Raw genomic sequence first — 21914 nt, 5'->3', positions numbered from 1 at the left:
CACAGAAACCGCTGCTCAGCCGCCTGTCAGCGCGCCGGTCGCGTCCTGTCCCGCCGCCGTCGCGCGGCGCAGGAACCCGGCGATCAGCGCCAGCTCCTCCTCGCTGTAGTCCGCGCACAGCTCGTCCATCGCCGTGTTCATCCCCGCGTAGAGCCGGAACAGCTCCCCGTTGCGGCCGCGGACCGCCCGCACGGCCACCGAACGCCGGTCGGCCGCCTCCGGATCGCGTTCGCGGACGATCCAGCCGCCCTTCTGGAGCCGGTCGAGGATGCCGGTCATCGTCGCCGGGTGCAGCCCGGCCCGGCGGGCCAGCGCGCTCGGGCTGAGCGGGCCGTGCCGGGCGATCAGCTCCAGGCACTCCAGGTCGACGTCCTTGAGCGCGATCTGGGCGCTGACCTGGTGGTTCAGCAGCGCGAGCTGGTTGCGCAGCTCCCGCAGCGCCTCCTTGAGCGCCACGGTGGCGCGCCGACGGCGGACGGCGTCCGATGTGGCACCCATGGCGCCAGCCTAACGCGGTGCGCGGGCCCCGGACCGGTGGTGGAATCGTGGAGCCGTATCGGTACCCCGGGTAAGGGAGTGAAATGGGAAAGGTCACGGCCACCGCGGAGCGCACCATCGACGCCCCGGCCGACAAGGTCCGCGCGCTCGTCGCCGACTACGCCGAGACGCGGCCGAAGCTGCTCACCGAGCACTACCGCGACTACCAGGTCACCGAGGGCGGCGTCGGCGCCGGGACCAAGGCGAGCTGGAAGCTGCAGGCGACGTCCAAGCGGGTGCGCGACGTGGCCGCGACCGTCACCGAGCCGCGGCCGGGGACGCTCGTCGAGACCGACGCGAACTCGAGCATGGTCACCACGTGGACGGTCACCGAAGCGGGTGAACGCAGTGTCGTGAAGATCGAGACGACGTGGGACGGTGCCGGCGGCATCGGCGGCTTCTTCGAGAAGACCTTCGCGCCGGGTGGGCTCAAGAAGATCTACGACGGTGTGCTGGAGAAGCTCGCCGAGATCGTGTGACGCCTCACAATCGGAATCTGCGCCCCGGTTAGCTGGTTACATCGGGTGGAATCCGGGGCGCTTGCCCCGCTTCGAGACTTGGAGGAGATCCGACGATGAGCACGGCGACCGAGATCCGGCTGGCTTCGCGCCCGGAAGGCGTTCCGGCGCACGACAACTTCGAGATCGTCGACACCGAGGTGCCGACGGCGGGTGACGGTCAGATCCTGGTGCGCAACCTGATCATGAGCGTCGACCCGGCGATGCGTGGCCGGATGAAGGACGTCAAGTCCTACGCGCCGCCGTTCCAGGTCGGCGAGGTCATGTCCGGCGGGGCGGTCGGCGAGGTCGTCGAGTCGAACGTCGACGACGTCAAGGTGGGCGACCACGTGCTGCACCAGGCCGGCTGGCGCACCCACGCCGTGCTCGACGCGGGCCGGTACGTCAAGGTCGACGGGGCCGCGGCGCCGCTTTCGACGTACCTCGGCGTGCTCGGCATGCCGGGTCTCACGGCCTACTCGGGCCTGCTGGAGTCGGCCGAGTTCAAGCCGGGCGACACGGTGTTCGTCTCGGGCGCGGCCGGCGCGGTCGGCTCGCTGGTCGGGCAGATCGCGAAGCTGAAGGGCGCCAAGCGCGTCATCGGCTCCGCGGGTTCGGCGGAGAAGGTCCGGCACCTGATCGACGACCTCGGCTTCGACGCCGCCTTCAACTACAAGGACGGCCCGGTCGTCGAGCAGCTGCACAAGGCGGCGCCGGAGGGCATCGACGTCTACTTCGACAACGTCGGCGGCGAGCACCTCGAAGCGGCGATCGACGCGATCACCCTGCACGGCCGGATCGTCATCTGCGGGATGATCTCCACGTACAACGCGACCGAGCCGACGCCGGCGCCGCGCAACCTCGCGCAGGTCATCGCCAAGCGGCTCACCATCCGCGGCCTGCTGGTGATCGACCACTGGCACCTGCAGCAGCAGTTCGTCACCGAGATCGCGCCGCTGGTCAGCTCCGGCGAGATCAAGTACTCGGAGACCTTCGTGGACGGCATCCGCAACGCGCCCGAGGCGTTCCTCGGCCTGCTGTCGGGCGCCAACACCGGCAAGATGCTGGTCCGCGTCGCCGACTGATCAGAGGAGCTCGGCCAGCTCCGGCAGGGTCGACGCCGTGTAGGTGGGCGCGGGCGAGCCGGGCAGCGGATGGACGCCGGGACGGGTGAGCAAGGCCGTCTCGAGCCCCGCCGCCTGGGCGCCCGCGACGTCCCAGTCGTGCGCGGCGATCATCACCGCGCGCTCGCCGGGATAGGCGGCCGTGACCTGCCGGTACGGCTCGGGCGCGGGCTTGAGGCGGCCGACCTGCTCGGCCGAGAAGATCCGGTCGAGCAGCGGGGCGAGCCCGGCGTTCTGCAGCTGCGCTTCGGCGGTGGCGAGCGGCGAGTTCGTCAGGGCGACGAGGGTGTGGCCCTGTTCGCGGAGCTTCGCCAGGCCGGGTTCGACGTCCGGGTGGGCGGGGAGGCTTCGCAGTCCTCCACCGACCTTCGCGAGGTCGATTTCGCGCCCGTGCCGGGCGGCGACCTCGATCGCGGCTTCCCCGGCGATGCCCGCGAAGTCGCGGTAGCCGCCGGTCGCCGTCACGGTCAGGACGGTGTGGATGGCCAGGCCGAACCACTCGCGCCGCAGCTCGGGGCCGCCGATGACGGGGTCGATGGCGGTGAGGTCGAGCAGCGTCTCGTTGACGTCGAACACGCACAGCACGGGGACCTCCGGAGGTTCGATGGTGTTCGTACCTCGCCGAAGGTACGACCTCGGCACGGGTGCTGTCGGCCCTGGCTGACGCGCACCGCCGCGAAGTGGTGATGGTCGAGCTGTTCCGCAGGGACGGCGGCGAGCGGGCGTGCGTGTCGTTCCCGCTGCCGGTCGCCGAGTCGACGGGCACCTGGGATGAGTTCGACGCGCGGTTCCCGGGGCTGCTCGACGTCGTCGCCGGGATCAGTACTGCTGGTTGAGCGCCCGTTCGTTGAGCCTCGCGTCCAGCTCCTCCGCCGAGACCGGCAGCGCCATCTGGTCGCGCATGATCGTGCCCAGCGAAGGCAGCGTCGAGCGGTCCGGCCACGTCTCCGGCTTCCACAGCGACGACCGCAGGAACGCCTTCGCGCAGTGCATGTACAGCTCTTCGACCTCGACGACGACGGCCAGCCGGGGCCGCTTTCCCTTGACCACCAGCGAATCGAAGAACGGCCCGTCCGAGACCAGCGTCGCCCGGCCGTTGACCCGCAGCGTCTCGTTCATGCCCGGCACCAGGAACAACAGCCCCGCGTGCGGGTTGTCGACGATGTTGCGGAAGCTGTCGATCAGCTTGTTGCCCGGCCGGTCCGCCAGCACCAGCGTCTTCTCGTCGAGCACCAGCACCGAGCCCGCCGGGTCGCCCCTCGGCGAGACGTCGCAGCTGCCGTCCGGTGCCGACGTGGCCAGCAGGACGAACGGCGAGTGCGCGATCAGGTTCCGCGCGTGCTCGTCGATGCGGTCGATGACCTTCTGCTGCGTCAGCTCGGCGACCTCGCCGATCACCGCCCGCAGGGCCTCGTGTGAGTCGATGATCCCCATGCGCCCAACCTAGCGGTCACCACCGGCGATCCGGCCCACGATGGCGGCGCGCGCGGCCTCCTCGGACTTGCGCACCACCAGGTCCGTCGAATACCCGTGCTTCACGAAGACGCCGTCGAGCTGGAACGTGCCGTAGCCGTGGGCCTGGGTGAAGAGCTGCTCCATCAGCTCCAGCGCCGTCGCCGGGTCCGGGGCGACCGCCAGGCAGCGCAGCACGAACTCGTCCGTCAGCCGCCGGGTCTGCTCGTGGAGGCCGGTGTGCTCCGGGCCGTGCAGGCCGTCGGCGTAGATCACGTTCATCCCGGCCCGGCGCTCGATGAGGTACCGGGTGTACGCGCCCGCGGCCGCGGCCAGGGCGTCCACCGGGTCGGCGTGCTCGCCGGCCGCCGCGGTGACGCGGTCGGCGAGCTGGCAGGCGATGTTGCCCGCCACCTCGGCGAGCAGGCTCTCCCGCGAGGCGAAGTGCCGGTACGGGGCGCCGGGGCTCACCTTCGCCCGGCGCGCGACCTCGGCGACCGAGAAGCCGGCCAGCCCCTGCTCCGCGATCAGGTCCAGGGATACGCGCACGAGCTCGCCGCGGAGGTCGCCGTGGTGGTACTTGCCGCCCATGACCCGGATCACATCTCTCGTTCGAAATATGTAAGAGGGCTCTTACGTAGAGATGTAAGAGACCTCTTACGAGGCCAACGGTACTTGAACTTGGAGGGTTCCATGAGCACGACCACGCACGCCATCGCCGCTCCGGCGCCGGGCGCGCCGCTGGCGCCGACCACGATCGAGCGCCGTGACCTGCGTCCCGACGACGTGCTGATCGACATCGCCTACGCCGGCATCTGCCACAGCGACATCCACCAGGCCAAGGAGGACTGGGGCCAGGCGATCTTCCCGATGGTCCCGGGCCACGAGATCGCCGGCGTGGTCGCCGCGGTCGGCTCGGCCGTCACGAAGTACCAGGTCGGCGACCGCGTCGGTGTCGGCTGCATGGTCGACTCCTGCGGCGAGTGCGAGTACTGCCTGGCCGGCACCGAGCAGTTCTGCGTCAAGGGCAACGTCCAGACCTACAACGGCGTCGGCTTCGACGGCGAGAACACCTACGGCGGCTACAGCAACCGGATCGTCGTGAAGGACGCCTTCGTCTGCCGCATCCCGGAGGGCATCGACCTCGACGTCGCCGCGCCGCTGCTGTGCGCGGGCATCACCACCTACTCGCCGCTGCGCCACTGGGGCGCCGGCCCCGGCAAGAAGGTCGCCGTGATCGGCCTCGGCGGGCTCGGCCACATGGCCGTCAAGATCGCCGCCGCGATGGGCGCCGAGGTGACCGTGCTGAGCCAGAGCCTCAAGAAGCAGGAAGACGGCCTGAAGCTCGGCGCGACCGACTACTACGCCATCAGCGATGAGGCGACGTTCGACGTCCTGCGCGGCAAGTTCGACATCATCCTCAACACCGTGTCGGCCAAGCTGCCGGTGGACGCCTACCTCGGCCTGCTGCGGGTCGGCGGCGCGATGGTGAACGTCGGCGCGCCCGGCGAGCCGCTGTCCTACAACGCCTTCTCGCTGCTCGGCGGCAACAAGGTGCTGGCCGGCTCGATGATCGGCGGCATCGCCGAGACCCAGGAGATGCTGGACTTCTGCGCGAAGCACGGCATCGGCGCGGAGATCGAGACGATCCCGGCCGACAAGGTCAACGAGGCCTACGAGCGCGTCGAGAACTCCGACGTGCGCTACCGGTTCGTCATCGACGCGTCGACGATCGGCGCGTGACCCGCGGGGCACGGCAACCGCGTCAGAACACCACTGTCCGGTTGCCGTGCACCAGCACGCGGTTCTCCAGGTGCCACCGGAGGCCGCGGGCGAGCGTGACCTTCTCGATGTCGCGGCCCTTGCGGACCATGTCCTCGACCGAGTCGCCGTGGTCGACGCGGATGACGTCCTGCTCGATGATCGGGCCCGCGTCGAGGTCCGCCGTCACGTAGTGGCAGGTCGCGCCGACCAGCTTGACGCCGCGCGTGTGCGCCTGGTGGTACGGCTTCGCGCCGATGAACGACGGCAGGAAGCTGTGGTGGATGTTGATCGCGCGGCCCGCCCACTCGCGGCACAGGTCGGGGGGCAGGATCTGCATGAACCGGGCCAGCACCACCGCGTGCGGGTCGTGCTCGTCGACGAGCTTGCGGACCTGCTCGAACGCTTCCTGCTTGCCGTCGGCCGGGAACGGCACGTGGTGGAACGGGATGCCGTGCGCGCGGGTGATGTCGGCCAGCGAGTCGTGGTTGCCGATCACCGCGGCGATGTCGACGTCCAGCTCGCCGGAGGCGACCCGGCCGAGCAGGTCGTACAGGCAGTGCCCGGCCTTGGAGACGAGGATCACCGCCCGGCGCCGCTCACCGGTGTCGCTGACCTGCCAGCTCGACTCGGCGGACAGCTCCGCGGCCACCTCGCCGAAGCGGGCCCGCAGCTCGGCGGCGCCGAAGGGCAGCGAGTCGGCCCGGACGACCTGGCGGGTGAAGAACCAGCCCGTGTCCGGGTCCGTGTGGTAGGCCGCCTCGACGATCCAGCCGCCGTGCTCGGCGAGGAACCCGGAGATCCGGGCGATGATGCCGGTGCGGTCGGGGCAGCCGAAGGTGATGACGTAGCGGTGTTCGGGAGCGGTCACGCCCGGCATTCTCCCTTGCGCTGGTCAGCGGGCCGGGAGCCGGTCCCCGCTGCCGCACCCGGCCGAACCCGGCAGCACGGCGGCGCAAACGATTTCGCCGGCCCACTGGGTGAACTCGGTGGGCAGACGCGTCGGCGCGGGCCGGGCGAGCGCGGATTCGGCGTCGAGGCGGTGGATCGCCGTGGCGTGGGCGAGCCGGGGTGTCCACGGCGATCCCGGATTTCGCACCAGGGCTTCGCGCAGGGCCAGGCGCTGGCCATCCCACCACCCGAGGACGTCGTCCCAGCCCGGCGGCGGGGACGGCTGCAGCGGCCGGTCCAGCACCAGGCCGATTACCGCGCAGTGCAGGGAAGCGATGTGCGTCACCAGGTCATGAACAGTCCAATTCGGACAATTCGGCACCGGGGTCGCCGGGCCGGCGGTCAGCGCCGCCCGCTTCAGCGCGTCGGCGTGGACGTCGATCGCTTCGAGCATGGGCCGACCGTAGCCGCCGTCCGGTTTCGATGGCGAAGACCAGGCCCAGGCCGAGGCTGAAGGACAGCAACAGCCCCTTGGCCGGTTCGTCCGCGAAGGCTGCTCCGCCGGCGAAGCCGATCAGCACGCTGTACACCGCCCAGATCGCCGCGCCGGCGGCGTCGAGGGGCACGAACCGGTGCAGCGGGTAGCCGAGGCTGCCGTTGGCCAGCGCGCTGGCGACCCGGCCGCCCGGCAGGTAGCGGGCCGCGATGATCAGCAGCCCGCCGTTGCGCCGCACCTGGTCACGGGCCCACTCGTAACGACGCCGGCCGTCGGGGCCGCGCCGCAGCCGCGCGATCGCCCGCGGGCCCGCCTTCCGGCCGACGGCGTACCCGAGGCAGTCACCGGCCCACGCACCCCCGGCCGCGACCACGGCGAGCACGGCGAGCCGCGCCGGATCGGGCCCGAGCAGCACGGCGACCGTGACGACGGTGGTCTCGCTGGGCATGAACGGCAGCAAAGCGTCCAAACCGGACACGGCGAAGACGAGCACCCACAGCCACGGCGAGCCGAGCGCGTCACGCAGCAGCTCGGTGACCTGCCCCAGGAGTTCCACGGCTCAATGGTGATCACCGCAGGTCACCGCCGGGTGACGCAGCGGGGGTGCGCCGGTGAACGTTCAGGCGGGGGCGACCGCGGACCAGGGGACCGTCAGCTCACCGAGACGGACGCGGGACGGCGGCCCGAGCACCGGCCAGCCCCGGGAAACCAGCAGCCGGACCGTCTCCAGCCAGCGGGACCGCACGCCGAACGCCTGGTGCGGGGCCGCCGTCGCCCAGCAGGTGTCGAGGGCCGACAGCAGCGCGTGGACGCGCTCGCCGGGCACGTTCCGGTGGATCAGCGCCTTCGGCAGCCGCTCGGCGACCGTCGACGGCTTTTCCAGGCCCGCCAGCCGCATCGAGAGCGTCAGCGAGACCGGGCCGGACCGAGCCACCAGCACCCAGGACGACAGCCGGCCGATCTCGTCGCACGTGCCCTCGACCAGCAGGCCCTCGGCCGGCATCGAGTCCAGCATCAGGCCCCACGCGCCCGCGACCTCGTCCTCCGCGTACTGCCGGAGCACGTTGAACGCCCGCACCAGCACCGGGTGCGTCCCGGCCAGCTCGAAGCCGCCGCGGCGGAAGTCCAGCAGCGGCCGTGCCGCGGCGGGGAGCGCGGCAGCCACGCGATCCGGGTCCAGCTCCAGGCCCAGCACGCGGACGTCCGGCCGGACCCGGCGCAGCCAGCGGGCCAGCTCGACCGTCGTCACCGGGGAAGCGCCGTAGCCGAGATCGACCACCAACGGCGTGTCCGCCGCGCGAAGCAACCGCGAAGTGCGCGGCGACGAGGCGATCCAGCGGTCGACCCGGCGCAGGCGGTTCGGGTTGGTCGTACCGCGGGTCGGCGCGCCGACCGGGGTCAGTTTGCTTGCGCGAGCCACTTCGCCGTGAATTCGGCTTCGTGCTCCAGCAGCTTCGTGACCTGCTCGGCGATCACGTTCTCCAGCTTCCCGCCGAACAGCGGGATGCGGACCGTGACCTCGCCGCTGATCCGCAGCACGGTCTGGTCGCCGTCGGCCAGCAACGCGGTCCGCGCGGCGATGTCGCCCGGGACGCCGCCGACCTCGACCGTGGCGTTGCCCTGCCGGCCGGTGCCGTCCTTGCTCACCCGCCAGGTCTGCGTGCGCGTCACCATCAGGTCGCCCTTGTGCAGCGTCCGGACCGCCTGCGGCAGCTTGTCCGCGCTGATGCCCTGCCGCAGCTGGTAGCGCAGGTCCGTGCCGGACACCTCGTACGCCAGCAGCGCCGCGTCGTGGCCGCCGAGCTCATCCAGGCGCGCCCGCAACGCCGCCTCGCCCGCGACGGCCGCGTACGTGGACGCGACGTCGGCGGCGAACTCGGCACGGTGCTCGATCCGGGATCCCATGAGCCGGACAGTACCGTCAGACGCGTGAACTCCGCCCGAACTCCCGCCCTCCCGAAGCTCGCCGCGTACACCACGCTGCGCCTCGGCGGCCCGGCCCGCCGCTTCGTCAGCGCCGTGACCAGCGAAGACCTCGTCGCGGCCGTCCGCGAGGCGGACGCGGCGGGCGAGCCCGTGCTGCTGCTCGGCGGCGGCTCCAACCTGGTGGTCGGCGACGCGGGGTTCGACGGCACGCTCGTCGAGGTGGCGAACACCGGCTGGCGCCGCGACGGGGACGTCGTCGAAGTCCAGGCCGGTCAGAACTGGGACGCCTTCGTCGCCGCGCTGGTCGAGGCCGGGCTGGGCGGGCTCGAATGCCTTTCCGGCATCCCCGGCAGCGTCGGGGCGACGCCGATCCAGAACGTCGGCGCGTACGGCTGCGAGGTCGCCGAGTCGATCGTCTCGGTGGAGCTCTACGACCGCGGGACGCGCGAAGTGCGCACGCTCAAGGCCGGCGAACTCGGTTTCGCCTACCGCACCAGCGTTTTGAAGGGCACGGACACCGGAGTCGTCCTTTCTGTCCGGTTCGAGGTCCGTGCAGACGGCCTCTCCGCGCCCATCCGCTACGCCGAACTCGCGCGCACGCTCGGCGTCGAGATCGGCGTCCGCGTCCCGGCCGCCGACGCGCGCGAAGCCGTCCTCAAGCTGCGTCGCGGCAAAGGCATGGTGCTCGACCCGGCCGACCACGACACGTGGAGCGCCGGCTCGTTCTTCACCAACCCGATCGTCCCGTCGGCCGACGCGGCGGCGGTCGTGAAACGGATCACCGAGAGCGTCGGCACCGAAGTGCCGCAGTACCCGGCCGACGGCGGCGTCAAGCTGTCCGCGGCCTGGCTGATCGAGCGCGCCGGCTTCGCCAAGGGTTACCCCGGTCCGGGGAACCGCGTTTCGCTGTCGACGAAGCACACCCTGGCGCTGACCAACCGCGGCGACGCGACGACCGAGGACCTGCTCGCCCTGGCCCGGGAGGTCCGCGACGGCGTCCACGAGCGGTTCGGCGTCCGGCTGCACCCCGAACCCCTGCTGATCAACTGCGTGATTTGAGCCGAACCGGGCAACCCGCACGTGTGTAGGACGTCTTTGTCGACAAAGACGTCCGCCACCTGAACGGTTGGTTCTTGCCTGCCGGCGGGTAACGTCGGCTGGGCCACCAGCGCTAAAGGCGTGTGCCCGCTGGTCGGCGGGGGATTCCAGGAGGTTTCGGTGATCGAACGGCGTACGGTCTTCAAGGCTGCTCTGGCGGCTGGAGCCGCACTGGTCGCCGCCGCGTGTTCGAGCGAGAACGGCGGCAACGCGCTGCCCACCGGAGCGGCCGGTGCCGATGGTGAGGGCGGGCAGCCCGTGGCGAAGATCACGGCCGAGCCCGCCGCCGACGCCAAGGACGTCCCGGTTCTCAAGCCCGCCGTGCTGAAGGTCGCCGACGGCAAGCTCACCGAGTGCAAGCTGAGCGCCGACGGCGGCAAGACCGTCAAGGGCGACCTCTCGCCGGACGGGCTCACCTGGACGAGCTCCGAGCCGCTCGGCTACGGCAAGACCTACACCTACTCGGCCAAGGCCACCGGCTCCGACGGCAAGCCGGTCGAGTTCACCGGCAAGTTCACCACCATCACCCCGGCCAAGCAGGTCCGCGCGACGCTGAACCCGGCCGACGACCAGACCGTCGGCGTCGCCATGCCGATCAGCGTCAAGTTCGCGTCGCCGGTGAAAGACCGCAAGGCCGTCGAAAAGGCCCTGTCCGTGAAGACGGACAAAGAGGTCGAGGGCGCGTGGGGCTGGCTGTCCGACAGCCAGGTCGACTACCGGCCGAAGGAGTACTGGCCGCAGAACATCACCGTGAACGTCGAGGCGAAGCTGTACGGCGTCGACCTGGGCGGCGGCGCGTACGGCAAGGCCGACGTCACCACGAAGTTCAAGATCGGCCGCAACCAGGTCGTCAAGATCAACACTCCCGAACACCAGATGCACGTCTACCGCGGCGGCTCGAAGGTCAAGAGCTACCCGTGCGCGAACGGGCTGGACGCCGAGGTCGACCGCAACACCCCGAACGGCACCTACATCATCATGAGCAAGGAGCCGTCGGCGATCTTCGACAACGCCCGCTACGGCTACACGAACGTCAACAAGAAGTGGGCCTGCCGGTTCTCCAACCACGGCGAGTTCATCCACGAGAACCAGGACAACGCGGCCAACATCGGGAAGACCAACAACTCCCACGGCTGCGTCAACCTCCTGGAAGCCGACGCCAAGGACTACTTCGACTCGGCGATCATCGGCGACCCGGTCGAGATCACCGGCTCGAAGCTGTCCCCGCCGATGAACTCGGACGTCAAGGACTGGAACTTCAGCTGGGCGGCCTGGCAAGGGCTGGGTGCGAAGTAACCCGTGCGCACCGAAGTCGTCGGGCACGGCGGGGTCCGGCTCGGCCTGCGGGTCGAGGGCGAGGAGAACAGCAGGCCGATCGTGTTCGTGCACGGCTGGGCGCAGTCGGCCGGCTGCTGGGCCGCGCAGCTCGCCGACCCGGCGCTGACCGAGCGGTTCCGCCTGGTCGCGGTGGACCTGCGCGGCCACGGCGCCTCCGACGTCCCGGTGACCGGCTATGACAACCCGGAGGCCTGGGCCGACGACCTCGCCGCGGTGCTCGACTTCGCCGGCCCGGACGCGGTCGTCGTGGCCTGGTCCTACGGCGGCCTGGTGCTGACCGACCACATCCGCGTGCACGGCACCGCCCGGCTGCGCGGGCTCGTGCTCGTCGGCGCCATCACCGAGATCGGCCGCGACCGGCCGGGCGGGCGCGTCGGCCCGCTGATGCGCGAGCACATGCGGGCGATGCTTTCGGACGATCCGGACATCGCGGTCCCGGCGCTCACCGCGTTCAGCCGCGGGATGGTCACCGGCCCGGTGCCCGGCGCCCAGGTCCAGGCCCTGCTCGGCGCTTCCCTCAGCGTGCCGCCGTCGGTCCGCTCGGCGTTGTTCCGCCGGGACGTCGGCAGCGCGGACGTGCTGGCCGGGATCGACAAACCGACGCTGGTCGCGCACGGCACGGCCGACCGCGTGATCGAGCCCTCGGCGGCCGAGCACGCCCTCGGGAAGATTCCGGGTGCGGTCGGGCGTTGGTTCGTTGACGGGGGGCACGCGCCCTTCGCCGAGTCCGCGGCCGAGTTCGACGCGGTGCTCCGGCAGTTCGCCGAGGAATGCTGAAGTACGCAGGAGACGTGACCAGGTGACCAGCAACATCCGGAGGTTCCGCGCTGCGCCGCGCCGGATCGCGGTGCTGTCCGTGCACACCTCACCGCTCGAGCAGCCCGGTACGGGCGACGCCGGCGGGCTGAACGTCTACGTCAGCCAGACCGCGACCGAGATGGCCCGCCGCGGCGTCGAGGTCGAGGTGTTCACCCGCGCCACCGCGTCCGGCCAGCCGCCGGTGGCCGAGCTGGCGCCCGGTGTGACCGTGCGGCACGTGCCGGCCGGCCCGTTCGAGCCGCTGGGCCGCGACGAGCTGCCCGCCCAGCTGTGCGCGTTCACCTCCGGCGTGCTGCGGACCGAGGCCTTCCACGAGCCCGGCCATTACGACCTCATCCACTCCCACTACTGGCTCTCGGGCCAGGTCGGCTGGCTCGCCCGCGACCGCTGGTCCGTGCCGCTCGTGCACACCGCGCACACGCTGGCCAAGGTGAAGAACGCCGCGCTCGCCGAGGGCGACAAGCCCGAACCGCGCACCCGCGTGATCGGCGAGGAACAGGTGGTCGCCGAGGCCGACCGGCTGGTCGCCAACACCGCGGTCGAGGCGCGCCAGCTCATCGACCTCTACGACGCCGCGCCGGACGCGGTGCACGCCGTGCCGCCGGGCGTCGACCTCGAGCGCTTCACGCCCGGCCCGAAGAACCTCGCCCGCGCCGCCCTCGGGCTGGCCGCCGACGACGTCGTGCTGGCCTTCGCCGGCCGGATCCAGCCGCTGAAGGCGCCGGACGTGCTGCTGCACGCCGCGGCGGCCCTGCTGCGCCGCCGTCCCGGGCTGGCTTCGCGGCTGGTCGTGCTGATCGTCGGCGGGCCGTCGGGGACCGGCCTGGAGCAGCCGCAGGCCCTGCGTGAGCTCGCCGTTTCCCTCGGCATCGAGCGGCAGGTCCGGTTCCTGCCGCCGCAGCCGGGCGAGGCGCTGGCGCAGGTCTTCCGGGCCGCCGACGTCGTCGCGGTGCCCAGCTACAACGAGTCGTTCGGCCTGGTCGCCCTCGAGGCGCAGGCCTGCGGGACGCCGGTGGTCGCGGCGGAGGTCGGCGGGCTGCCGGTGGCGGTGCCGCACGGCGTCTCCGGGCTGCTGGTGCCCGGGCACGGCGCCGAGGAGTGGGCGGACGCGCTGGCGGCGGTCGCGCTCCGGCCGGACCGCCGCGCCGAGCTCGGCGCGAACGCCGTCGTGCACGCGCGCCGGTTCTCCTGGCGCCGGACGACGGACGCCCTCCTGGACATCTATGCTCAGGCCACCAGCGCCTTCTCCCGCGCGCTGGACGTGCGCGCGGAGGTGGCGGTGTGAGCCTGGACGAGCTGATCCGGTCTACTTTGGACTCCGCGGAGCTGAAGTACGACAGGCGCGGGCCGGGCAAGTACTTCGTCACGCTGCCGGGGACGAAGAAGCTGCAGACGAACGCGTGGCTGGTCGACGGCGACCACGCGTTCTCCGTGGAGGCCTTCGTCTGCCGGCGCCCGGACGAGTCCCATGAGGACGTTTACCGGTTCCTGTTGCAGCGCAACGCGAAGCTCTACGGCGTCCACTACACAGTGGACAGTCTCGGCGACATCTACCTGGTCGGCCGGTTCGGCAAGGAGACCATGAGCGCCGACGAGCTCGACAAGGTGCTCGGCCAGGTGCTGGAAGCGGCCGACGGCGACTTCAACACGCTGCTGGAAATCGGCTTCGCGACGTCGATCAGGCGCGAGTGGGACTGGCGCGTCTCCCGCGGTGAATCACTGGCCAACCTCCAGGCGTTCAAGCACCTCGTCGCGCCCGAGCGGCCGCACGAACCCGGCTTGACCGAGTCGTGACCCGGACCGTGCAACGGCCCTGAACCGGACATCCGTCTCCTCGCCAGGCGAAACTGGAGGGAGAAGCAGGATGCGGACTCGATGGAGAGCCGGGCTCGCGGCCGTGGCCGTGGCGTTCGTGCTGGCCGGCTGCTCGGCGGCTCAGGAAAAGGGGATGTCCACGGCGGACAGTGCCGGTTCCGGGCCGGTTCCGGCCGCGCCGCCGCAGCAGGGCAGCGGCAAAACCGGCCAGGAGAAGGTGACCGCGCCGCAGCCCGGCGCCACCGATCGCAAGCTCGCGCGCAGCGCCCGGCTCGAACTGACCGCCACCAAGGTGACCGACGTCGTCGCGCAGGCCCGCGGGATCGCCCAGGGCGCCGGCGGCTACACCGGCCAGGAGAGCACCGGCGAAGAGCTGGCGACGCTCAGCCTCGCCGTGCCCGCCGACAAGCTCGACGGCGTGCTCGACCAGCTCTCCCACCTGGGCAGCGGCCTGGTGAAGCGGGAGCTGAACACCCAGGACGTGACCGAGCAGGTCATCGACGTCGAAGCCCGGCTGGCGACGCAGCGGGTGTCCGTGGAGCGGATCCGCGCGTTGCTCGCGAGGGCGACCTCGGTGTCCGAGATCGCTTCGGTCGAGAGTGAGCTGACCAGCCGCGAGGCGACGCTCGAATCGCTCCAGCAGCAGCGCAATTCCTTGGCCGGCAGCGTCGCGATGGCCACGGTGGCGATGACCATCCGCACCGTCGCCGCGCCGCCACCGCCCGCCGAAGACCGCGGCGGGTTCCTCGGTGGCCTGGCCGGCGGCTGGGACGCGTTCCTCACCTTCGGCGGCGGCCTGCTGACGGTGCTGGGTGCGATCGCGCCGTTCCTGCTGTTCCTCGCGCCGCTGGGCTGGCTGGGCTGGTGGTTGCACCGCCGTCGCCGGGTGCCGGCTCCGGAACCGAGCGAGACCTGAGCGGAACAGGCGGGACGGCTCGAGGGAGGGGGAGTCGCGATCTCGAGCCGCCCCGCTGAAGTTCCCGCCGATCAGGACCCGGTGGCGAGGGGGGTGCCAACGGGGCCGGCGGGCCGCGGCTCGGCAGGGGGGAGACGAGCCGCGGTCAAAGCCCGATCGGGCCGGGGAGTGCGTGGAATCCGGCCGCTCGGGACCTAGCCAACCTGTCAGATCCCGCCCGGTAATCACAAGGCTACTGGTTAGCCCGTTCGAGTGAACTTTTGAAATGTCGATAACGGTGTGCAGCCGATGGCCGGGATCTTGCGCGTTGTTGGCGGCCCGACTTGTCGAAGAGTGAGGTGTTACTGCTCGGTAACACACTCTGGGTAGGACGGCCGCTGCGGCAGAGGTCACCACTCGGGTGCGTGGTGTGTTCTGGCAGGCTGTTGGCCATGGCCGAGATTGGGACGTTGGTGCTGCTGCGGCACGGGCAGAGCACGTGGAACGCGGAAAACCTGTTCACCGGCTGGGTGGACGTACCGCTGTCGGAACAGGGCGAGGGCGAAGCCCGCCAGGGCGGGGAGCTGCTGGCCGACGCCGGGCTGCTCCCGGACGTGGTGCACACCTCGCTGCTGCGCCGCGCGATCTCCACCGCGAACATCGCGCTGGACGCCGCGGACCGGCACTGGATCCCGGTCAAGCGCGACTGGCGGCTCAACGAGCGCCACTACGGCGCCCTGCAGGGCAAGGACAAGAAGCAGACCCTGAACGAGTTCGGCGAGGAGCAGTTCATGCTCTGGCGCCGCTCGTACGACACCCCGCCGCCGGCGATCGACCCGAAGGACCAGTGGAGCCAGGCCGGCGACGCCCGCTACGCGAACCTCGGCGACCAGGCCCCGCTGACCGAGTGCCTGAAGGACGTCGTCGAGCGGCTGCTGCCGTACTGGGAGTCCGAGATCGTGCCGGACCTGCGCGCGGGCAAGACCGTGCTGGTCGCCGCGCACGGCAACTCCCTGCGCGCGCTGGTCAAGCACCTCGACGGCATCTCCGACGCCGACATCGCGGGCCTGAACATCCCGACCGGCATCCCGCTGCGCTACGACCTCACCGAAGACCTGCGGCCGGTGCGGCCGGGCGGCGAGTACCTCGACCCCGAAGCCGCCAAGGAAGCCGCCGCCGCGGTGGCCAACCAGGGCCGCTGAGCTAGGTCGCGGTGACCGGCCGCACGGCGGTCACCTTCCAGCCGGCCCCTTCGCGGACGACGTCGAGTTCGGCCGTGAAGGGGCGGCTGGTCAGCTTGCCCGTCGCGTCGGTGACCTGCAGCGTCGTGAAGAACAACACGACCGCCCGCCCGCCGGTGAGCGCGACGGCCCCGGCCATCGGGGCCGGGCCGAGCGCCACCTTCGTGCCGCTGGCGCGGATCGCCTCGACGTAGGACGCCTTCTTGGCGCGGTAGTCGGCCAGCAGCGGCCCGGCCGTGACCGCTTCCGCCCGCGCGTAGCTGCCTTCCGGATCGCCGCTGTCCGTCGTGAACAGCGCACCCGCCGCCGCGCGGGCACCCGCCAGTGCCGAGTCCCGCGCCCCACCCGCGCTGCCGTCGTCCGGCTGCGGTGCGGGCGGCGGCTGCGCCGGATTCACCACGATGTCGGAGAGCCGCCAGCGCCCGCCCTCCCGGACCGCGGTGAACGCGACCGCGGCCAGGCCCTTCGAGGTGCCGCTGTCCTGCTGGAGCACGGCCAGGTCGCGGAGGCGGTCGCCGGTGAACTCGAGGGCGGCCGCCTGCCGCACCCGGGTGACCAGGCGCACCGGCCGCGTGCTCTTCCTGATCGGCTCGAACAACGCGGTGAGCTGCGTCTTCGCCGCCCCGGTGACGTTCGCGGCGACGGCCTGGTCGAAGGCAGCCGGGTTCGCGGAGTCGTAGCTGAACACCGCCTCGGCCGCCGCCTTCACCGCGTCGAGGGCCGCGCCCGTCCGGTGGGCGTCGACCAGCGCGAGGTTGCCGCCGACCGGCACGGCCGTGCCGGTCACCGCGCACGCGGACGTCAGCAGGACCAGTGCCGGCAGCGCTCGCCTCACAGGAGGCCGGCCTCGCGGGCGCGGGCTCCGGCCTGGAACCGGGAGGACGCGCCGAGCAGCTCCATCAGCTCGGCCACCCGGCGCCGGTAGGTCCGCAGGCCGACGCCGAGGGTGCGGGCCGCCGTCTCGTCCTTGCAGCCGGACGCCAATTGCTCCAGGATCTCCCGCGCGGCAGGCTCGGTGAACCGGGCCCGGTAGGACTCCAGGTCGGTGGCGCCGTGCCAGGCCGCTTCGAACAGCGACTGGATGCCCTGGACCAGGTCCGGGCTGCTGATCACCGTGTAACCGCGCACGCCGCCGACGTGGTCGCCGGCCACGATGGCGATCCGGCGGTCGAGGATGATCGTCTCGTTGATCTCGCGCTCGGTGATCCGGATCCGGGCGCCGTTGGCGGCGATCTGCCGCAGGTGCTCCGCCAGCTTCGGGTCGAACAGCACGCCGGGCAGGTACACCTTGCGCACGGTCAGCCCGAGCACCGACCGCTCGCGCGCGGGCGCGCTCGGGTGCGCCATCGCCCAGGTGTGCAGGTCGCGGGCCGCGCAGGAAATCTCCGTCGCGAGCTCGAAGAGGTGCGCCGTCCGCTCCAGCAGCTCCGCTTCGCCGCGCACCACGACGACGTCAGTCACCTTCTCCACGCATTCCAGTGTGGCAGCAAGTTGCCAAAACCGGTGGTCACGGGGCCGCGCCGGAACGCTGGAACCATGACCGCGAACACCACCACCACCACCACCCCCGCCGCCGCGGCGGGCACCTGGCAGCTCGGCTCCTTCGAAGTCAACCGCCTCGGGTTCGGCGCCATGCGCCTGATGTCCACTTCGGACGGCGGCATCCGTGCCCGCGAGACGTCCCTCGCCGTGCTGCGCCGGGCCGTCGAGCTGGGCGTGAACCACTTCGACACCGCCGCCTTCTACTTCGCCGGGCCGCGCTCGGCCAACGAACTGCTCAACACCGCGCTGGCGCCCTACGACGACCTGGTGATCACCACCAAGGTCGGCCCGGGGCGCGACTACGAGGGCACCTTCCACACCGCCCGGCCGGACCAGCTGCGCGCCCAGGTCGAGGAGAACCTGCGCGAGCTGGGCCTCGACCACCTCGACGTCGTCAACTACCGGATCGGGCAGAGCCTCGACCGCGGCACCGGCTCGCTCGCCGAGGGCTTCGGCGTGCTCGCCGAGCTGCGTGAAGCCGGGCTGATCCGCGAGCTGGGCATCTCCAACGTCGGCCCGGAGCACCTCACCGAGGCCCTCGGGATCGCGCCCGTCGTCTGCGTCCAGAACCAGTACGGCCTCACCGCCCGCCGCGAGGACGACGAACTCGTCCGGATGTGCGCCGACCGCGGGATCGCCTTCGTGCCGTTCTTCGCCATGGCCGGCGGCTCGGCGGCGGAGACGCGGGTCGCCGAGGTCGCGCGCCGCCACGACGTCACCCCGGCGCAGGTGCGGCTCGCGTGGACCCTCCACCAGGGACCGAACGTGCTCGCCATCCCCGGCACCGGCGACGTCGGGCACCTCGAGCAGAACGTCGCCGTGGCGGCGCTCGAGCTGACCGACGAGGACCTGGCCACCCTTGGGTGAATTCACCCGGTATGTCTCGCCGGGGAATCGGCCGGGTGAACGCCGCCTGAAGCCCCGGCGAACATGTGCTCCGCAGGTGTCGCGGTGCTCACGACAAGGCGGACAACGCTAGGCCGAAGGGCCACTTCTCAGCTTACGATCGGGCCGTGACCACGCCTGTTTCACTCGCACTGGCCATCGGCGCACTGGTGGCCGGTGCGGTGGTCGGCTACCTCCTGGCGCGGGCGCGCACCCGCCGCGAAGAGGCCCGGCCGCCGGGCCCGACCGTCGCCGAGCTCCTCGAACGGCTGGTCCGCTCGTCGAACAACGGCATCGTCGTGCTCAACCGCTTCGGCGACATGGTGCTGCACAACCCGCGCGCCTACGAGCTGGGCCTGGTCAAGGTCAACCAGGCCGACCCGCGGGCCCGCAAGGCCGCCGAGCAGGTCGCCGAGACCGACGAGCCGCTGGAGATCGACCTTTCCCCGCTCGAAGCGCGCGGCCGCCAGCCGGAAGCGGTCCTCGGCCAGGTCCGGCCGCTCGGCGACGGCTTCACCGTCGTCGAGGCCGTCGACCACTCCGAGGCCATCCGGCTGGAGGCCGTGCGCCGCGACTTCGTCGCCAACGTCAGCCACGAGCTCAAGACCCCGGTCGGCGCGATCGCGCTGCTCACCGAGGCCGTGCTCGACGCCGCCGAGGACGTCGACGAGGTCCGCCGCTTCGGCGGCAAGATCCTGCGCGAGTCCACCCGGCTCGGCCAGCTCGTCACCGAGCTGATCGCGCTGTCCCGGCTGCAGGGCGCCGAACGGCTGCCCGACCTCAACGTCGTCGAGGTCGACGCGGTCGTCCGCGAGGCGCTCGGCCGCACGACGCTCTCGGCGGAGTCCGCGGACATCCGCATCACCACCGACAACCCCAGTGGCCTGCTCGTCGAGGGTGACCGGACGCTGCTGGTCACGGCGCTGTCGAACCTGCTGGAGAACGCCGTCGCGTACTCGCCGGCCGGCAGCCCGGTGTCGATCTCGCGCCGGCTGGCCGACGGGATGGTCGAGATCGCCGTCACCGACCGCGGCATCGGCATCGCCGAGGACGAGCAGCAGCGCGTGTTCGAGCGCTTCTACCGCGCCGACAAGGCCCGCTCGCGCGCCACCGGCGGCACCGGCCTCGGCCTGGCGATCGTCAAGCACGTCGCGGCCAACCACGGCGGCTCGGTCGGCCTGTGGAGCCGTCCGGGCACCGGCTCGACGTTCACCCTGCGCATCCCCGCGCACGTCAGCCCCGAGCCGGCCCCCGAACCGGCGCGGGCGGCCAAGACCTCGCCGGCACCGCGGCAGGAGAAGACCCCCGAGCGCACCCCCAGGCTCGTGGTTACCGGGCAGGACAGCCCAGATCATGGAGGAAACCTGTGACCAGGGTTCTCATCGTCGAGGACGAGGAGTCGTTCGCCGACCCCCTCGCCTTCCTGCTGCGCAAGGAAGGGTTCACCGCGGCCGTCGCCGGGACGGGCCAGGCCGCGCTGGAGGAGTTCGACCGCAACGGCGCCGACATCGTGCTGCTCGACCTGATGCTGCCCGGGATGAGCGGCACCGACGTCTGCAAGCAGCTGCGCCAGCGGTCGGCCGTGCCGGTCATCATGGTGACGGCACGCGACAGCGAGATCGACAAGGTCGTGGGCCTGGAGCTGGGCGCGGACGACTACGTGACGAAGCCGTATTCGGCGCGTGAGCTGATCGCCCGGGTCCGGGCGGTGCTGCGCCGCGGCGGCGAGCCGGGCTCGGACGGCGAGCTGGCCCCGCTGGTGCTGTCGGCGGGCCCGGTCCGGATGGACGTCGAGCGGCACGTGGTGACGGTGGACGGCGCCGAGGTGTCGCTGCCGCTGAAGGAGTTCGACCTGCTGGAGTACCTGCTCCGCAACGTCGGCCGGGTGCTGACCCGCGGCCAGCTGATCGACCGGGTGTGGGGCGCGGACTACGTCGGCGACACGAAGACCCTCGACGTCCACGTGAAGCGGCTGCGCTCGAAGATCGAGCCGGACCCGGGCTCGCCGCGGCACCTCGTCACGGTTCGCGGGCTGGGCTACAAGTTCGAGACGTAAGTCCTGTTCGGTGCGGTTTCGCCCCGGTGGAGGCGCGCCGGGGCGAGGCCGCACCGAGTGTTTTCGGTTACATGTTCGAGACCTGGGGCTGGGGCCGGTACCCTGGACCCCCGTGCGCCTAGGGGTACTCGACGTCGGTTCCAACACCGTCCACCTGCTCGTGGTCGACGCCCACCGTGGCGCCCACCCGACGCCGATGCATTCCGAAAAATCCGTGCTGCGGCTGGCCGAGCGGATCACCCCCGGTGGCGAGCTCTCCAAGGCCGGCGCCGACGAGCTGGTGACCGCCGTCGAGTCCGCCAAGGAGTCCGCCGCGCGGCTCGGCTGCGAAGAGGTGATGGCCTTCGCCACCTCCGCGGTGCGCGAAGCGAAGAACTCGGCCAAGGTCCTGGCCCGCGTGGCCGAGAAGACCGGCGTCGAGCTGCAGGTCCTTTCGGGCACCGACGAAGCGAGGCTCACGTTCCTCGCCGTCCGGCGCTGGTACGGCTGGTCGGCCGGGCAGCTGCTGGTGCTCGACATCGGCGGCGGCTCCCTCGAGGTCGCGATGGGCCGCGACGAGGAGCCGGTGCTCGCCGAATCCCTGCCGCTGGGCGCCGGCCGCACCACGCGCACCCGCTTCAAGCACGACCCGCCGACGCGCTCCGAGCTCGTCGCGACGTCCGCGTGGCTGGACGACCAGCTCACCGACCTCGCGCGCAAGGTCGCCAAATGGGGTGAACCCGACCGGGTCGTGGCGACGTCGAAGACGTTCCGCTCGCTGGCCCGGCTGACCGGCGCCGCCCCCTCGGCCGCGGGACCGCGGGTGCGACGTACGCTCACCGACACCGCATTGCGCCAGCTCCTGGCCTTCATCTCGCGGATGCCTTCGGCCGATCTCGCGCAGCTCGAAGGCGTCAGCTCGAGCCGAGCGCACCAGCTGGTGGCGGGCGCGCTCGTCGCGCAGGCCACGATGCGGGCGCTCGGCGTGCCGGAGCTCGAGATCTGCCCGTGGGCTCTGCGAGAGGGTGTCATCCTGCGGCGGCTGGACCATTCGAACGGCGCGGATGAGACTGGAGCCGCCCTCGTGGGGCGCTTCGGCGCACAGGAGGACCGGTGAAAGCACGCGGCTGGACTTCCCGGACGGATAACGGGCACGGTGGAGAGGTGACGGACATGCAGAGGTCGGTGTACAGCGCGCGCGGCGCCGCCGGTGTGCCGTCAGAGACCGCTCCGCCGAGTGCCGAGAACCCAGAGCGCGCAGGGGATCACCAGGTATGACGGACCAGACCGGAGGCGACCAGCCGCAGAAGACCGTGGCTGAGCTGCTCGCCCAGCACGGTGCCCAGGTCGACGGCGGACGCCGTCGCCGTCGGCGTGCCGCCGATGACGACGACGAACCCGGCACTCCCGAGGCCCCGCCCGGCGCGACCGGTTCGCACCGGCGGCCGGGCGTGAGCGACACCGGCCCGCAGGCGATCATCGACCGGGTGGCCGCCGAGGGCACGCCGCCGCCCGCCCCGCAGGGCCGGCCCGCCGGGCGCCGCCGCGCCGAGCCGCCGTCC

26 protein-coding genes and 1 pseudogene are annotated in these 21914 nt (G+C 71.7%); 16 read left to right on the top strand and 11 right to left on the bottom strand.

Going from position 1 to position 21914, the window contains the following annotated elements:
* Positions 1 to 15 precede the first annotated feature (15 nt).
* The gene (locus I4Q55_RS48375; RefSeq protein WP_206797764.1) at positions 16 to 498 is read right to left on the bottom strand and encodes a MarR family transcriptional regulator; all 483 of its coding nucleotides are present in this window, start codon (positions 496 to 498) and stop codon (positions 16 to 18) included.
* An 83-nt stretch (positions 499 to 581) separates the two neighbouring features.
* Between I4Q55_RS48375 and I4Q55_RS48370 the strand changes: the two genes are divergently transcribed.
* Positions 582 to 1016 (top strand): SRPBCC family protein, encoded by a 435-nt coding sequence (locus I4Q55_RS48370; protein ID WP_206797763.1) that lies wholly within the window; start codon positions 582 to 584, stop codon positions 1014 to 1016.
* 95 nt (positions 1017 to 1111) lie between these two features.
* The gene (locus I4Q55_RS48365) at positions 1112 to 2119 is read left to right on the top strand and encodes an NADP-dependent oxidoreductase (protein ID WP_206797762.1); all 1008 of its coding nucleotides are present in this window, start codon (positions 1112 to 1114) and stop codon (positions 2117 to 2119) included.
* On the opposite strand, the gene I4Q55_RS48360 is transcribed toward I4Q55_RS48365, so the two are convergent.
* Positions 2120 to 2743 carry an HAD family hydrolase gene (locus tag I4Q55_RS48360; protein ID WP_206797760.1) on the bottom strand — a complete coding sequence of 208 codons (624 nt, stop codon included), beginning with the start codon at positions 2741 to 2743 and terminating at the stop codon, positions 2120 to 2122.
* 59 nt (positions 2744 to 2802) lie between these two features.
* On the opposite strand from I4Q55_RS48360, the gene I4Q55_RS48355 reads away from it, so the two are divergent.
* Positions 2803 to 2994, top strand: coding sequence for a hypothetical protein (locus tag I4Q55_RS48355; protein ID WP_206797758.1), 192 nt, complete (start codon positions 2803 to 2805; stop codon positions 2992 to 2994).
* Here the strand turns inward: I4Q55_RS48355 and I4Q55_RS48350 are convergent.
* Both I4Q55_RS48350 and I4Q55_RS48345 read right to left on the bottom strand, forming a co-directional pair.
* Complete coding sequence (locus I4Q55_RS48350) at positions 2978 to 3592, bottom strand: pyridoxamine 5'-phosphate oxidase family protein (protein ID WP_206797756.1); 615 nt, start codon at positions 3590 to 3592, stop codon at positions 2978 to 2980. The two genes, I4Q55_RS48355 and I4Q55_RS48350, sit on opposite strands and share 17 nt — an antisense overlap.
* A gap of 9 nt (positions 3593 to 3601) precedes the next feature.
* Entirely contained in the window at positions 3602 to 4213 is a 612-nt protein-coding gene (locus tag I4Q55_RS48345) for a TetR/AcrR family transcriptional regulator (protein WP_206797755.1), read from the bottom strand.
* Positions 4214 to 4303: 90 nt separating this feature from the next.
* Between I4Q55_RS48345 and I4Q55_RS48340 the strand changes: the two genes are divergently transcribed.
* A complete protein-coding gene (locus I4Q55_RS48340; protein ID WP_206797754.1) occupies positions 4304 to 5353 on the top strand; it encodes an NAD(P)-dependent alcohol dehydrogenase in 1050 nt (349 codons plus the stop codon).
* A gap of 22 nt (positions 5354 to 5375) precedes the next feature.
* Here the strand turns inward: I4Q55_RS48340 and purU are convergent, their stop codons facing one another.
* The 5 genes from purU to I4Q55_RS48315 form a co-directional block, all read right to left on the bottom strand.
* Positions 5376 to 6251 (bottom strand): formyltetrahydrofolate deformylase, encoded by an 876-nt coding sequence (gene purU, locus I4Q55_RS48335; protein ID WP_206797753.1) that lies wholly within the window; start codon positions 6249 to 6251, stop codon positions 5376 to 5378.
* A gap of 15 nt (positions 6252 to 6266) precedes the next feature.
* Entirely contained in the window at positions 6267 to 6608 is a 342-nt protein-coding gene (locus I4Q55_RS50020; protein ID WP_242548074.1) for a hypothetical protein, read from the bottom strand.
* 4 nt (positions 6609 to 6612) lie between these two features.
* Positions 6613 to 7314, bottom strand: a complete 702-nt coding sequence (locus I4Q55_RS48325) for a DedA family protein (RefSeq protein ID WP_206797752.1) — start codon at positions 7312 to 7314, stop codon at positions 6613 to 6615.
* A 63-nt stretch (positions 7315 to 7377) separates the two neighbouring features.
* The gene (locus tag I4Q55_RS48320; protein ID WP_206797751.1) at positions 7378 to 8178 is read right to left on the bottom strand and encodes a class I SAM-dependent methyltransferase; all 801 of its coding nucleotides are present in this window, start codon (positions 8176 to 8178) and stop codon (positions 7378 to 7380) included.
* A complete protein-coding gene (locus tag I4Q55_RS48315; RefSeq protein ID WP_206797750.1) occupies positions 8157 to 8663 on the bottom strand; it encodes a DUF2505 domain-containing protein in 507 nt (168 codons plus the stop codon). The genes I4Q55_RS48320 and I4Q55_RS48315 overlap by 22 nt, the downstream gene beginning before the upstream one ends.
* 24 nt (positions 8664 to 8687) lie before the next feature.
* On the opposite strand from I4Q55_RS48315, the gene I4Q55_RS48310 reads away from it, so the two are divergent.
* From I4Q55_RS48310 to I4Q55_RS48280, 7 genes are all read left to right on the top strand, one after another.
* Positions 8688 to 9743, top strand: a complete 1056-nt coding sequence (locus I4Q55_RS48310) for a UDP-N-acetylmuramate dehydrogenase (RefSeq protein ID WP_206797749.1) — start codon at positions 8688 to 8690, stop codon at positions 9741 to 9743.
* A 159-nt stretch (positions 9744 to 9902) separates the two neighbouring features.
* On the top strand, positions 9903 to 11078 hold the full coding sequence (locus I4Q55_RS48305; RefSeq protein WP_206797748.1) for an Ig-like domain-containing protein: 1176 nt from the start codon (positions 9903 to 9905) through the stop codon (positions 11076 to 11078).
* 3 nt (positions 11079 to 11081) lie between these two features.
* On the top strand, positions 11082 to 11897 hold the full coding sequence (locus I4Q55_RS48300) for an alpha/beta fold hydrolase (RefSeq protein ID WP_206797745.1): 816 nt from the start codon (positions 11082 to 11084) through the stop codon (positions 11895 to 11897).
* A gap of 22 nt (positions 11898 to 11919) precedes the next feature.
* The gene (mshA, locus tag I4Q55_RS48295) at positions 11920 to 13224 is read left to right on the top strand and encodes a D-inositol-3-phosphate glycosyltransferase (RefSeq protein WP_206797743.1); all 1305 of its coding nucleotides are present in this window, start codon (positions 11920 to 11922) and stop codon (positions 13222 to 13224) included.
* Positions 13221 to 13733 (top strand): YbjN domain-containing protein, encoded by a 513-nt coding sequence (locus tag I4Q55_RS48290; protein ID WP_206797741.1) that lies wholly within the window; start codon positions 13221 to 13223, stop codon positions 13731 to 13733. Before mshA ends, I4Q55_RS48290 begins: the two co-directional genes overlap by 4 nt.
* A gap of 70 nt (positions 13734 to 13803) precedes the next feature.
* Positions 13804 to 14670 (top strand): DUF4349 domain-containing protein, encoded by an 867-nt coding sequence (locus I4Q55_RS48285; RefSeq protein WP_206797739.1) that lies wholly within the window; start codon positions 13804 to 13806, stop codon positions 14668 to 14670.
* Positions 14671 to 15101: 431 nt separating this feature from the next.
* On the top strand, positions 15102 to 15851 hold the full coding sequence (locus I4Q55_RS48280) for a phosphoglyceromutase (RefSeq protein ID WP_206797736.1): 750 nt from the start codon (positions 15102 to 15104) through the stop codon (positions 15849 to 15851).
* 1 nt (position 15852) lies between these two features.
* Here I4Q55_RS48280 and I4Q55_RS48275 read toward each other — a convergent pair whose 3' ends face one another.
* Positions 15853 to 16725: a hypothetical protein gene (locus I4Q55_RS48275; protein WP_206797734.1), complete on the bottom strand. Its 873-nt coding sequence runs from the start codon at positions 16723 to 16725 to the stop codon at positions 15853 to 15855.
* On the bottom strand, positions 16722 to 17360 hold the full coding sequence (locus I4Q55_RS48270; protein WP_206797732.1) for a response regulator transcription factor: 639 nt from the start codon (positions 17358 to 17360) through the stop codon (positions 16722 to 16724). Before I4Q55_RS48270 ends, I4Q55_RS48275 begins: the two co-directional genes overlap by 4 nt.
* A gap of 66 nt (positions 17361 to 17426) precedes the next feature.
* Between I4Q55_RS48270 and I4Q55_RS48265 the strand changes: the two genes are divergently transcribed.
* The 5 genes and pseudogenes from I4Q55_RS48265 to I4Q55_RS48245 all read left to right on the top strand — a co-directional run.
* Positions 17427 to 18299: an oxidoreductase gene (locus I4Q55_RS48265; protein ID WP_206797730.1), complete on the top strand. Its 873-nt coding sequence runs from the start codon at positions 17427 to 17429 to the stop codon at positions 18297 to 18299.
* A gap of 146 nt (positions 18300 to 18445) precedes the next feature.
* Positions 18446 to 19687: a cell wall metabolism sensor histidine kinase WalK gene (locus I4Q55_RS48260; RefSeq protein WP_206797728.1), complete on the top strand. Its 1242-nt coding sequence runs from the start codon at positions 18446 to 18448 to the stop codon at positions 19685 to 19687.
* Complete coding sequence (locus tag I4Q55_RS48255) at positions 19684 to 20373, top strand: response regulator transcription factor (RefSeq protein ID WP_091303839.1); 690 nt, start codon at positions 19684 to 19686, stop codon at positions 20371 to 20373. Before I4Q55_RS48260 ends, I4Q55_RS48255 begins: the two co-directional genes overlap by 4 nt.
* Positions 20374 to 20485: 112 nt before the next feature.
* Entirely contained in the window at positions 20486 to 21469 is a 984-nt protein-coding gene (locus tag I4Q55_RS48250; RefSeq protein ID WP_206797726.1) for a Ppx/GppA phosphatase family protein, read from the top strand.
* 157 nt (positions 21470 to 21626) lie between these two features.
* Positions 21627 to 21914, top strand: a pseudogene (locus I4Q55_RS48245) (hypothetical protein); the annotation flags it as partial.

Source organism: Amycolatopsis sp. MtRt-6 (genome assembly GCF_017308975.1).
Taxonomy (GTDB): Bacteria; Actinomycetota; Actinomycetes; order Mycobacteriales; family Pseudonocardiaceae; genus Amycolatopsis.
The sequence above is the reverse complement of the archived record's forward strand: the minus strand, read 5'-3'. Positions and strand labels throughout refer to the sequence as shown.

What these genes read in the sequence shown, in the direction of transcription:
- I4Q55_RS48280 (WP_206797736.1), top strand. Translation starts at nt 15,102, where the DNA reads ATGGCCGAGATTGGGACGTTGGTGCTGCTGCGGCACGGGCAGAGCACG.
- I4Q55_RS48265 (WP_206797730.1), top strand. Translation starts at nt 17,427, where the DNA reads ATGACCGCGAACACCACCACCACCACCACCCCCGCCGCCGCGGCGGGC.
- I4Q55_RS48375 (WP_206797764.1), bottom strand. Translation starts at nt 498, where the DNA reads ATGGGTGCCACATCGGACGCCGTCCGCCGTCGGCGCGCCACCGTGGCG.
- purU (WP_206797753.1), bottom strand. Translation starts at nt 6,251, where the DNA reads ATGCCGGGCGTGACCGCTCCCGAACACCGCTACGTCATCACCTTCGGC.
- I4Q55_RS48285 (WP_206797739.1), top strand. Translation starts at nt 13,804, where the DNA reads ATGCGGACTCGATGGAGAGCCGGGCTCGCGGCCGTGGCCGTGGCGTTC.
- I4Q55_RS48315 (WP_206797750.1), bottom strand. Translation starts at nt 8,663, where the DNA reads ATGGGATCCCGGATCGAGCACCGTGCCGAGTTCGCCGCCGACGTCGCG.
- I4Q55_RS48370 (WP_206797763.1), top strand. Translation starts at nt 582, where the DNA reads ATGGGAAAGGTCACGGCCACCGCGGAGCGCACCATCGACGCCCCGGCC.
- I4Q55_RS48350 (WP_206797756.1), bottom strand. Translation starts at nt 3,592, where the DNA reads ATGGGGATCATCGACTCACACGAGGCCCTGCGGGCGGTGATCGGCGAG.
- I4Q55_RS48365 (WP_206797762.1), top strand. Translation starts at nt 1,112, where the DNA reads ATGAGCACGGCGACCGAGATCCGGCTGGCTTCGCGCCCGGAAGGCGTT.
- I4Q55_RS48340 (WP_206797754.1), top strand. Translation starts at nt 4,304, where the DNA reads ATGAGCACGACCACGCACGCCATCGCCGCTCCGGCGCCGGGCGCGCCG.